At 62.3% G+C, this 10,859-nt stretch carries 11 protein-coding genes; 5 read left to right on the forward strand and 6 right to left on the reverse strand.

Annotated features, from left to right (window positions below; all coding sequences use genetic code 11):
* Window positions 1–141 precede the first annotated feature (141 nt).
* Window positions 142–840: a pirin family protein gene (locus SMD31_RS00350; RefSeq protein WP_320498525.1), complete on the forward strand. Its 699-nt coding sequence runs from the start codon at window positions 142–144 to the stop codon at window positions 838–840.
* Window positions 841–895: 55 nt separating this feature from the next.
* On the forward strand, window positions 896–2,224 hold the full coding sequence (locus SMD31_RS00355; protein ID WP_320498527.1) for an Nramp family divalent metal transporter: 1,329 nt from the start codon (window positions 896–898) through the stop codon (window positions 2,222–2,224).
* 58 nt (window positions 2,225–2,282) lie between these two features.
* Here SMD31_RS00355 and SMD31_RS00360 read toward each other — a convergent pair whose 3' ends face one another.
* The 6 genes from SMD31_RS00360 to SMD31_RS00385 form a co-directional block, all read right to left on the reverse strand.
* Window positions 2,283–2,531: a hypothetical protein gene (locus SMD31_RS00360; protein WP_320498529.1), complete on the reverse strand. Its 249-nt coding sequence runs from the start codon at window positions 2,529–2,531 to the stop codon at window positions 2,283–2,285.
* Between the two features lie 89 nt (window positions 2,532–2,620).
* The gene (locus SMD31_RS00365) at window positions 2,621–3,385 is read right to left on the reverse strand and encodes an ATP-binding cassette domain-containing protein (RefSeq protein WP_320498531.1); all 765 of its coding nucleotides are present in this window, start codon (window positions 3,383–3,385) and stop codon (window positions 2,621–2,623) included.
* Window positions 3,382–4,455: a FecCD family ABC transporter permease gene (locus SMD31_RS00370; RefSeq protein ID WP_320498533.1), complete on the reverse strand. Its 1,074-nt coding sequence runs from the start codon at window positions 4,453–4,455 to the stop codon at window positions 3,382–3,384. The genes SMD31_RS00365 and SMD31_RS00370 overlap by 4 nt, the downstream gene beginning before the upstream one ends.
* Entirely contained in the window at window positions 4,452–5,357 is a 906-nt protein-coding gene (locus SMD31_RS00375) for a heme/hemin ABC transporter substrate-binding protein (RefSeq protein WP_320498535.1), read from the reverse strand. Before SMD31_RS00375 ends, SMD31_RS00370 begins: the two co-directional genes overlap by 4 nt.
* Window positions 5,358–5,359: 2 nt before the next feature.
* On the reverse strand, window positions 5,360–6,457 hold the full coding sequence (locus tag SMD31_RS00380; protein ID WP_320498536.1) for a hemin-degrading factor: 1,098 nt from the start codon (window positions 6,455–6,457) through the stop codon (window positions 5,360–5,362).
* A gap of 17 nt (window positions 6,458–6,474) precedes the next feature.
* The gene (locus SMD31_RS00385; protein WP_320498538.1) at window positions 6,475–8,532 is read right to left on the reverse strand and encodes a TonB-dependent hemoglobin/transferrin/lactoferrin family receptor; all 2,058 of its coding nucleotides are present in this window, start codon (window positions 8,530–8,532) and stop codon (window positions 6,475–6,477) included.
* A 361-nt stretch (window positions 8,533–8,893) separates the two neighbouring features.
* Here SMD31_RS00385 and SMD31_RS00390 point away from each other — a divergent pair, with 361 nt between their 5' ends.
* The 3 genes from SMD31_RS00390 (at window position 8,894) to SMD31_RS00400 (ending at window position 10,809) form a co-directional block, all read left to right on the forward strand.
* On the forward strand, window positions 8,894–9,385 hold the full coding sequence (locus SMD31_RS00390; RefSeq protein ID WP_320498539.1) for a hypothetical protein: 492 nt from the start codon (window positions 8,894–8,896) through the stop codon (window positions 9,383–9,385).
* 358 nt (window positions 9,386–9,743) lie between these two features.
* Window positions 9,744–10,262, forward strand: a complete 519-nt coding sequence (locus SMD31_RS00395; protein WP_320498541.1) for a hypothetical protein — start codon at window positions 9,744–9,746, stop codon at window positions 10,260–10,262.
* A 1-nt stretch (window position 10,263) separates the two neighbouring features.
* Complete coding sequence (locus SMD31_RS00400) at window positions 10,264–10,809, forward strand: PAS domain-containing protein (protein ID WP_320498543.1); 546 nt, start codon at window positions 10,264–10,266, stop codon at window positions 10,807–10,809.
* The last annotated feature ends 50 nt before the right edge of the window (window positions 10,810–10,859 follow it).

Here is a 10,859-nt window from a genome sequence, read left to right on the forward strand (position 1 = left end):
AGAGCAAGTCCCATTGTTGCACCATACGCAACAACTCGTTTCTACATTGCCTATTTCAGAAACAATTGATTGGCCCCATCTTGTTGCCATGAACGAAGCCGGCGCAACCGAAGCAGCCGGCGAGAACAAGGAAGCAAAGCCATGATCAACTTACGTCCCTTCAACTCCCTCGGCGGCGCCCATCACGGCTGGCTCGACGCCAAGCACCATTTCTCCTTCGCCGATTACTATGATCCCGACCGCATGGCGTGGGGCGCCCTCCGCGTCTGGAACGATGACACGATCGCGCCCAAGAGCGGCTTCCCGCCCCATGGCCATGCCGATATGGAGATCATCACCTATGTCCGCGAAGGGGCGATCAGCCATCAAGACAGCGAAGGCAATAAGGGCCGCACGGTCGCCGGCGATGTTCAGGTCATGAGTGCCGGCACCGGCATCCGCCATGCCGAATACAACCTGGAAGACGAGACGACGCGCATCTTCCAGATCTGGATACTGCCCTCGGGGCGCGGCACGGCACCCAGCTGGGGCGCCAAGCCCTTCCCGAAAGGTGATCGCGCCGGCCGTTTCGTGACGCTTGCCAGCGGCTACGAGACGGATGTCGAAGCCCTGCCGATCCGCACCGAGGCCCGTGTCCTCGGCGCCACGTTGAAGGCGGGCCATACGACCGAATATGCCCTGGGTAACGGGCGCCACGCCTATCTCGTCCCGGCCACGGGCAGGATCGAGGTGAATGGTGTCAAGGCGGAGGCCCGTGACGGCCTGGCCATCAAGGACGAAGCGGTCATCCGCGTGACGGCCCTTGAAGACACCGAATTGGTGATGGTCGATTCCATCTAAAACACGTCGCCCCGACCGTCGCACTGGCTTGATCTCCGGACGGAGGTCAGGCCAGATGGCGGCGATGTTCAAACTCCCCACCCGCGCCACCGCCCCCTTCTGCCCGTCCGAAGTCCGCGGTTCCGTCTTCATCGATCCGGCGCTCCCCGTCTGGCGCCGCCTGCTCAAATTCGCCGGTCCGGGTCTGCTGATTTCCGTGGGCTACATGGACCCCGGCAATTGGGCGACTGATATCGAGGCGGGTTCCCGCTTCGGCTATGATCTCCTCTTCGTCGTCCTGCTCTCAAGCCTCGCCGCGATTGTCCTCCAGACATTGAGCCTGCGGCTCGGCATCGTCACCGGCAAGGACCTTGCCCGTGCCAGCCGCGATGCCTACAAGCCCGCGACGGCGAAGTTCATGTGGCTCTGCGCCGAAATCGCCATCATCGCCTGCGATGTCGCTGAAGTTTTGGGCTGCGCACTGGCGTTGAAGCTGTTGTTCGGCCTGCCGCTTGCCTGGGGCATCGTCATTACCGGGCTGGATACGATCATCGTTCTGGGGCTTCAGGGCCGCGGCTTCAGGCGATTGGAGGCCATCGTCCTCGGCCTCATCGCCACCATCGCCATCTGTTTCCTGGTGGAACTGGTCCTGGTCGGCCCGGATTTCATCGAAATCGCCAAAGGGCTCATCCCCAGCCCCATCGTCGTTACCGATACCAATGCGCTCTACCTCGCCATCGGCATCCTGGGGGCGACGGTAATGCCGCATAACCTCTATCTGCATTCCTCGGTGGTGCAGACCCGCGTCAGCGGCAATTCGCAGGCGGCCAAGAAATCGGCAATCAACTTCGCAACGCTCGACGTCGCTCTCTCGCTGGCACTCGCCTTCTTCATCAATGCCGCCATCCTGGTCCTGGCCGCCGCCGCCTTTCATGCCACCGGCGCCACCGAGGTGGCCGAGATCGAGGACGCCTATAGGCTGCTGGAACCCATCGCCGGGACGGCTGCGGCCAGCATCCTCTTCGGTGTTGCTTTGCTGGCATCGGGGCAGAGTTCCACCTTCACCGGCACGGTCGCCGGCCAGGTCATCATGGAAGGTTTTCTCGATCTCAAGATCCCCTGCTACCAGCGCCGCCTGATCACCCGGGGCCTTGCCCTCATTCCGGCGCTGGCCGGTGTGCTGTGGCTGGGGGAAGATTCCGTCGGTCGTCTCCTGGTGATGAGCCAGGTCGTCCTCAGCCTGCAGCTGCCCTTCGCGATCTATCCGCTGATCCGCCTCACAAGCAGCCGCCAGACCATGGGCCCATTTGCCAGCCCGCTCTTGCTGCAGGCGATTGCCTGGAGCCTTTTCGTCGTCATCGTCGCCGCCAATTTTTGGCTGCTGCTGCAGCTCTTCCTGGGTTAAGGGCATGAAAAAGGCGGCACCGCTTTCACGTGCCGCCTGACGCAACCCAGAAGAACGCTTATTCTGCTGCCACAGCCGCGCCAGCACTCCACGTTTGCTCGCGCATGTCGGCGGCCATCAACTCAGCTTGCAATTTCTCGTGTCCTGCGGCCGTGAGGGCATAGCCACCGCCAACGGGCTGGATCAGCGCCATCATTCGCAATTCATCAAGGCACATGCCGTCAATCGGCGCATGGGCGGGATTTAGGATCAAGCCGCGCAAGACGGCGATATGCTTGCGGCTCAAGTCGATCTCGCGAATGCTCATGTTGTCGGCTCCTCTCACTCTGGCACCGGTCTAAAACAGACGCGACAAGCCAAAGTTCCCGGCCCCGCGCAGCAATAACCCCGTATCCGTCAGCGAAAAAGAATGACCGCCGCCCCATCTGCGGCTGTCATCATGTCGACCTCCGCGCCATAAGCTTCTGCAAGCAAATCGGGCGTCAGCACCTCATACGGCCGGCCGGATGCCAGCAGGCGTCCTTCGTGCAACAAAAGCACATGATCGGCAAAGCGCGCGGCGTCATTGAGGTCATGCAGCGCCAGCAGCACGGTCACCCCACTGGCCGACAGCCCGCGCAGCATGCGCATGATCGACAACCGATGTCCGGGATCGAGGCTTGCCGTGGGCTCGTCGAGTATGAGCAGGCGCGGCTCTCCCTCGTTTCGCCGCCAGACCTGCGCAAGCGCCCGCGCCAGTTGCACGCGTTGGCGCTCGCCGCCCGACAGCCGGTGGTAACGACGCCCACTGAGATGCCCAGCCTGCGCCGATATAAGGGACGCCTCAACCGCTTCAGCCTCAGCGGCGGCACCCTCTTCCGGATAGGGTGCCCGCCCCAGCGCCACCAGATCGTCGACCGCGACATCAAAGGCGACATCAGCCGATTGCGGCAGGAACGCGCGCTGGCGCGCCAGCATCCGCACATCCCAATCGCCGATCTCGCGATCGGCAAAGATCACCCGGCCGGCATCGGCCTTTTTCCGCCCGGCGAGAATCTCGAGCAATGTCGATTTGCCGGCACCGTTGGCGCCGATGATCGCCGTTACGCCACCGCTCCCCAGCGCAAAGGAGAGGTCCCGCAAGCCGCCGGCCCGGCGAAATATCCGATCCGCAACGATCATAGCCGTCCCATCCGCCGCCGGCTGAGCAGCAGGGCGAGAAAAACCGGCGCGCCGATCAGGCTGGTAATGACACCGATCGGCAGCTCGGCCGGCGCGATCAATGTCCGGCACAATGTGTCGGCAAGAACCAGCAGCAGGCCGCCCATCAGTGCCGAAGCCACAATAAGGCCCCGGTGCATCGGCCCCAGCAGCACGCGCGCCATATGGGGGGCGATGATGCCGACAAAGCCGATCAACCCGGTGAAGGACACGCAGGCGCCGACGCCTGCCGCGACGAAGAAGATCAGCAACCGCTTGGCCGTCTCGACGCGAAAGCCCAGGCAATAGGCCTCGGCCTCTCCCAACATCATGCCGTCAAGCACGCGTGCGGCGAGAAAACCGGCGGCGACCGTCGCCAGTCCGACCGGCATCACTATGGCGAGCGAACTCCATCCGCCCCCGCTAAGGCTGCCCAATGTCCAGAAGGTGATCGAACGCAATTGCGCATCATCGCTGATGACGGTCAGCAAGCCGATACCGGCAAAGACAACGGCATTGATCGCCGTGCCGGCCAGCAACATCGTCGCCACATCGGTGCGCCCGTCCTGGATCGACAGGCGCCGGATGATGGCAACCGTTGCCAACCCACCGCAGAACGAGATGATCGGCATCGCAAGATAATGCGCTGCCCCGCTCTGCCCCAGCAAAGCTGCACCAAAGACAATGTAGCTTGCCGCTGCCAACGCCGCGCCGCCCGAAACGCCGATCAAGCCAGGGTCCGCCAGCGGATTGCGAAACAGCCCCTGCGTGATGGCGCCACCACCAGCCAACACGGCACCCACCATGACCGCCATCAGCGCGCGGGGCAATCGCAGATCCAGGACCACGCGCGCCGTCATTTCATCGACCATCGCCGCCTTCGATCCAAGGGCAGTCGCCAGGCTGTCCCACACGTCGCCAGGGACGATCATGGTGGGGCCGATCAGAAGGGCGAGCACGAGACTGCCCAGAACGGCAAGGGAAAGCAGCAGCGGCACCACCGACCCTCGCCCAGCGGCGGATCCGGCCCGGGCCAGCACCCAAGCCGTCATGTGCCGAGCCATGGCCGCTTCGGCAGGGCCGGCAGGGCCTCATTCGGATGCAGTTGCGCAGCCAATTCCCAGGCCGCATGCGCCGTGCGCGGGCCGAAGCCCAACAGATAACTGCCATGCAGGGCGATAATCCGGCCCTCAGCAACGGCCTTGAGATGGGCCAAGGCAGGCAAGGCCTTCACCTGCTCAATGCCCCCCATCTCGTCCAGCGTCTCCTGCATCAGCAGGATAAAGGCTGGATCGGCCGTCAGTGCCGATTCCGGCGACACCGACTGATAGCCCCTGGCCGCAGCAAAGGCATTGCTGCCACCGGCCAGGCGAATGATGTCGTCGGCGCCGGTACCGGCACCCGCCCCGCGCAAACCGTTGGAGGCTGCGTTGAGCAAGAACAGCACACTCGGCCTGGCCGTCAGTTTGCCGACCGCAACCTGCAGGGTCTGCAAATCCGATTCATAAGCCGTCGAAACCTCACGCGCTTTGTCGGTCTCGCCTAGTGCATCGCCGACGAAATTGATCTTGGCGCCGACCGTTTCCGCCGTCGACTTCTCATCGAACTGATGCAGGTTGATCTTCATGCTCTGCAATTGCCGCATGACGTCCGGGGGCCCGGCATCATGATCGGCCAGGATCAGATCGGGCTGCGTCGACAGCACCCCTTCCGCCGCCAGCATGCGCAGATAGCCGATCTTCGGCAGCTTGCTCACCCGTTCATAGGGGAACCAGCTCGTCGTATCGACCGCTACCACGCTGTCGCCATGGCCCAGGGCGAAGACAATCTCGGTCATCGCCCCGCCCGCGCAAACAATCCGTTTGGCCGCCGCCCGCGCACGGCCCGTCGGCATTGCCGCCACGAGACCTGCACCGATCAGAAATGCGCGCCGGCCGATTTTGAAAGTCCCCATGTTCAGGCAGCCCCGGCCAGGGGTGCACCGGGATTCGTCGCCAAGCCTTCGGCAAGTTTGCGCCAGGCTTCAAGTTCCGGCTCGCCCGGCTTGCGCTTGCCAAAGAAGGTGCCGATACGGCCACCTTCAGCATTGAAGACCTCGACCGATGTCACGACGCCGTCAACCGTCGGCTTGCGCACCAGCCAGGTCTCGGCGATGCGATCCTCGCGCAGATGCAGATTGAATTCCGGGTCCAGCACATTGAGCCACGGCCCCATGCGCTCAATCCGCTTCACCGGACCAGTATGGATCTGGATCAGGCCAGGATTGCCGACAAAGACCATGATCGGCACGCCGCCGCTTGAGGCCCCTACCAGCAAGTCATTTGTCCCCTGTGTCGACAAGCGCGTCGTGAAGCGGCCCTCAGCCAGACGGAAGGCGTCTGTCGGCTCGATCTTATGTCGCCGCAGGAAACCGAAGAACTCATGTGTATCCTGCATCGCCGCCCATTCGGCAAGGAACGCGTCACGATCGACCTCGGCGTTGACCTTGGGCTTCTCCGGCGCCTTGGGTTCGACGACCAGCGGCGCCACGCTAAGCTCCATCGCCAGGTTGGCAACTAATGCCTGCCAAGCCGCGATGTCCGTGGTTTCTTCGGCATAGATCTTATGAACCGCGACACCTTCCGCGTCGAAGACCTGCAGGCTGCGACGCACACCCTTTGGCCCGCTCTCCTCGACGGCGAAAGCAAAGCGCCAATGGCTGAGGAAGATGCGCAAATCGATATCCGGCCCCAGGACCAGGCCGACATGCCCTTCGAAGCTTGCCGGTTCAAAGGTGCCGCGGCGCTCGTGGACCGCTTCCTCATTGCGCGTCAGCGCCATGACCCGACCGAGACCCGGCAGGGCCGCGAAGAAGGCCGGCCAATCCGTCTTCAATCGCAGCGTTCCTTGGCCGACCTGGCTGTCCACCAATTGCGCCTCGCTGATACCCAGCTGCTCAGCGGCTTCGCGCGCCCGCAAATGCGGAGTCGTCGCTTTTGATGCCGCCCAACGCCGCGCGATGTCGTTCCGCAAGTCCGGGTTCGGCGACGAGTTGGTTGGTTCGGTGGCGGACATAGGCCCTGCTCCCTTGTTTAGAATGATGCCGAATAACTGACGGCGACCCGGTAATCGCGCCCTGGCGCCTCTTCGAGGGCGAGATAGCGCTCATAGGAATTGTCAAACAGGTTTTCGATACCGGCATCGACCCGGAACCCGGCCAGCGGCCCCTCATCGGGGACCCAACTCGCGAACAAACCGACGACGTGATACCCATCGACCGCGAGAGTCTCATCCGCGACGCGGTCCTGCGCCCAGGCGATCTCGTTGGTGATGCCGGCACTGAGGTCGAGTGCCGGGATCTTGCCGCCGATGGTCAGCATCAGCTTGTCCGCCGGGATCGAGGTCAGCGGTTCGTCATCCGTCTTGTTGTCACCGCGGATGCGCGCATAGCTGCCGCCAAAGAACACATAGTCGGAATCATAGGCGAGGCTGATCTCGGCACCTTCGATCTCCGCCCGCGGCACGTTGACCGGCGTCGTCGTGAAGGTAAAGGTACCGAAATCCATCGTCACATCGCCATCGATGAAGTTCTTGGCGTCGGTATTGTAGTAGGCCGCATTGAAGCGCAGCGAGTCATGGGCCATGAGGACGTCTTCGAAATCCAGACGAATGCCACCCTCCCAGGTTTCGGTCGATTCCGGCTTCAAATTGGGGTTCGGCACAAACACGTTGTTGAACGGCCCGAAGATCGCGAAATGAGTACCGCTGATGTACATTTCGCGGATCGATGGCGCGCGATACCCCTGGCTATAGCTGCCATAGAGCGACGCCCATTCGAGCGGCTGCCAGTTGATCCCGACCTTGGGTGACAGACGGTCATCATTGCGGTCGTCGAAGTCGCTGCCTTCCGGATTGGTCTGGTAATAGTCCCAGCGCAGGCCCGGCGTGATGGTGAGCTGATCAAACAGCTTCATCGAATACTGGGCATAGATGCCGACGACGTCCTGCGTCGCGTCCGGATTCTGCCCCTGCTTTTCACCATTGACGCGACCTTCGCCGGCATCATGATAATACTCGGTGCCCAGCGTGAAGGCGTGTTGCGCCCAATCGGTGTCGAACTCGGCCGTGTTGAAGAGGTCTAAGCCGGTGGTCGTGAGGTCGGTTTTCGTGACCCGGTCGTAATCCTTCCCGTCATCCCTGATGTCGGTGTCATCGCGATAGAGCGTCGCCTGCAGATTGACCAGATCGGTATCGGGGCTGTCAAAGCTGTAGTGTGCTGTCGCCGTGCTCTTGCGTATCTCGTGATCGGCGCTGTACTCGAAATTGGCGTTGTCGACATCCGTGCCTAAGATGTCTTCGTCATCCGAGAAGATCAGCCCCGACAGTTCCAGGCGGTGCCCTTCGGCGGGATTGATGCCAAGCTTCACCAGGCCGTTCTGGATATCGGTCGAGCTGTGCTCAATGTTCCGGCCCGAGCCGCCTTCATAATCGTCGCCATTGCGATAGGTGAAATTGCCGAGGAAATCGACCTGCTCGACCGGTTTGTACGCAAGCGTCGTGCTGCTCAGCCATTCGTCATTCACGGAATGGAAGCCCCCCTTCACCTTGAAGCCGAAGGTATCGCCATCATCCAGGAAATCCTCGGCATCCTTTGTGGTGAGCGCCAGCACGCCACCGATCGCCCCGCTGCCGTAAAGTGTCGAGCCAGTGCCCTTCAGCACCTCAACCTGCTTCAGCACGTCCGGATCGATGAACATGCTGCCGCCATGGGCGGCGCCGGTATTCTGCCGCGCGCCGTCGATCGTGGTGACGACGCGGTTCGAACCCCAGCCGGTACCGCCGAAGCCGCGGATATTGGGCTGCGATTGCGATCCCTTGGGACCGCCCTCCACTTCCACGCCAGGCAGATCGTTCAGGATGTCGCCAAGCGTCGATGGCTGGCTGCGCTCCAGGTCCTCGGCGCTGATCACGTCGATTGTCGCCGGCACCTCATTGCGCGGCGTCGGTAGCTTCGTGCCGGTGACCGTCAGCGGCTCCAGAAAGATCGGCTCTTCCGCCGGCGCGGCTGCCGGATCTTCCGTGGGCGGTGTCGCGCCGCCATCCTGCGCCACCTGTGAATTGGCGCCGGATCCGGCGGGTTGTTCAGCCAATGCAGGCCCTGCCAGCCCGCAAATCAAGGTCGCAACAATCGATACCGTTCGCGTCAACATATGTCCCCCAGGGCGCCATCAAGAAAGAGTGCTCTTGGCTGGCCCTGCTGGAACCGACGGGCGGTGCAGGCTCGCTACATGAATGATAGCGGCGCCCCCATCCGGGCATCGCTATTATGCGAATGATTCGCATTTGCGATTGTTTTACCGATTCTCCGACACGCCTGCAACTGTCTTCTCGTCGCGCAATCCGACCCATGAGCGGCCTCAGAAAAAATGGGGAAGTATCCCGATGTCCCTTGATGCGGCCGCGCCTAGCTTCCCGGCTCACCATCCAGGAACAACATCGGGAGATTTGAAGTTGAGCAAACACACGACGATCGCGCGGCTCGCCGCATCCGCCCTGTTCTTCACCAGCGCCGCCTGCGCCCTCGCTGCCGACGGCGGCAACCTGCCGGACCAGGTCCGCAAGGCCAACTCCCGCTTCGAAGACATGAAGGTCGCGGTGAAGGAAGGCTACGCCCCCATTCCCTGCACCAGCGGCATTGAAGGCGGCGCCATGGGCGTCCACTACGTCAACGCCAACCTCATCAACGACACGGTCGAACTCGATAAGCCCGAAGCCGTGATGTACGAGCCGATGAAGGACGGCAGAATGAAGCTGGTCGCCGTTGAATACATCGCCACCAAAGGCCCGGCCAATCTCGGTGGCCAGTTGTTCAGCTTCACCAACACGCCCAATCGCTATGGCCTGCCGGCATTTTACGAGCTTCATGTCTGGGCCTGGAAGAAGAACCCGAAAGGTGTCTTCGCCGACATGAATCCGGACGTCTCTTGCGAGCACGCCCACTGATACTCCAGAACGACCTCTGTCTGTGACCTCAGCCGACCGGCGCCCGCCGGTCGGCCTCTTCTCAACAACACATGCCTAATCGCCACGGCGTCGATCGCAGCAGACGCTACCGGCAGCGGGCACTAACATTTCATTTACCAAGCCGGCCCGTCACCGCGCGATTAACGGACACCCGGTGTCAGTGGCAATAATCAGACGTTCCGGCAGAAATTGGTCGCGAAACGGCACCTCGCGTGTGTGCCGACGGCGATTTCTCCGGCCGAATCGGTGCGGCGTTAAAGGATTATTCTGTTTCCTGACCGATGCTCGGACATGCGAGCGACGCATCCGTCGGCTCTTGGCATTCGGCGAGGCGAAGTTGAACGATCAGACGTTGCATGAGACCGCGATGGAGGTTCTGGCGAACTTTCGCCGTCTGCGCGAGATTCAGGCAGCCTATGCGCTGGAATGGCCGCGCCTCAACGACAGGCTGCGCCCGCTCCTGCCGTCGCTCTCCAGTGACATGCAGGAAGTCGTGCAGCGTGACATGACACTGATCAGCGACACAATTCTCGATGCGGATGAACGACTGATCAAGGCTGCCGCGGCCCTGCTTGTTGCCGCCGACGCGGCGCATGGCCTGACCGATCTACCGGCCCAGGCTGTCTGCCGGCTGGAAATGATCAGCCAAAGCGCCATTCGTCGGACCGCACCCAATGTCGTCTATCTGCCGGCGCGCCGCCATCGCCCGCCACGACACGATCAAGCGACCGTCACCGGCCAATGCCGGATCGCCGAGGTGGAGAACCGCGTGCTCGGTATCATGCTGGATGAGCTGGAGACGGGCCTCGGACAACTGACCGGCGCCCTGGAGCATTCAGCTGCCATGGATGCCTGACGTGCAGCAATTGGATCCCACCATCTTTGATATCGCCCGGCCGGACCAGAAATCATCCTTAGGCGAAGAATCCGCATCGGGTCACTATCGCCGCTCGACCTCGCTTGGGTTCCTCACGACCTGTTCCCCGTTGCTGGCCGGCTTCTACAATTATTGGAACGAAAAGCGCGGCAATCGTCCCATGCCGTCGCGCGCCGATCTCGATCCGATCGACATGAAGCGCTGGCTGCCCGGCATCATCATCGTCGACGTGCTCGAAAACCCGCGCCGCCTGGTCTACCGCCTGGTCGGCTCCCGCTCCGTCGCCCTGCGCCAAGCCGACGTTACCGGCAAGACCGTCGTCGAGGCCTATCATGGCACGTCGCTGGGCGATGTGCTGGAAAACTATCGCCTGGTGATCGACGAACATCGCGTCGTCTACGACGCCGAGCAGAAGCCCTCCGGCAGCGGATTGCTCAAAGACAGCGAAACCCTCCTGTTGCCGCTGTCGAGCGACGGCACCAAGGTCGACAAGGTCATTGTCTATATCGAAGTCGCCAACACCTGAAGCCGACGCTCTGAAATGACAACACCCTCCCCGCCGTCATGGGGAGGGCG

The organism is Dongia rigui, from assembly GCF_034044635.1.
Lineage (GTDB): Bacteria > Pseudomonadota > Alphaproteobacteria > Dongiales > Dongiaceae > Dongia > Dongia rigui.

What these genes read in the sequence shown, in the direction of transcription:
- SMD31_RS00350 (WP_320498525.1), top strand. Translation starts at nt 142, where the DNA reads ATGATCAACTTACGTCCCTTCAACTCCCTCGGCGGCGCCCATCACGGC.
- SMD31_RS00355 (WP_320498527.1), top strand. Translation starts at nt 896, where the DNA reads ATGGCGGCGATGTTCAAACTCCCCACCCGCGCCACCGCCCCCTTCTGC.
- SMD31_RS00360 (WP_320498529.1), bottom strand. Translation starts at nt 2,531, where the DNA reads ATGAGCATTCGCGAGATCGACTTGAGCCGCAAGCATATCGCCGTCTTG.
- SMD31_RS00365 (WP_320498531.1), bottom strand. Translation starts at nt 3,385, where the DNA reads ATGATCGTTGCGGATCGGATATTTCGCCGGGCCGGCGGCTTGCGGGAC.
- SMD31_RS00370 (WP_320498533.1), bottom strand. Translation starts at nt 4,455, where the DNA reads ATGACGGCTTGGGTGCTGGCCCGGGCCGGATCCGCCGCTGGGCGAGGG.
- SMD31_RS00375 (WP_320498535.1), bottom strand. Translation starts at nt 5,357, where the DNA reads ATGGGGACTTTCAAAATCGGCCGGCGCGCATTTCTGATCGGTGCAGGT.
- SMD31_RS00380 (WP_320498536.1), bottom strand. Translation starts at nt 6,457, where the DNA reads ATGTCCGCCACCGAACCAACCAACTCGTCGCCGAACCCGGACTTGCGG.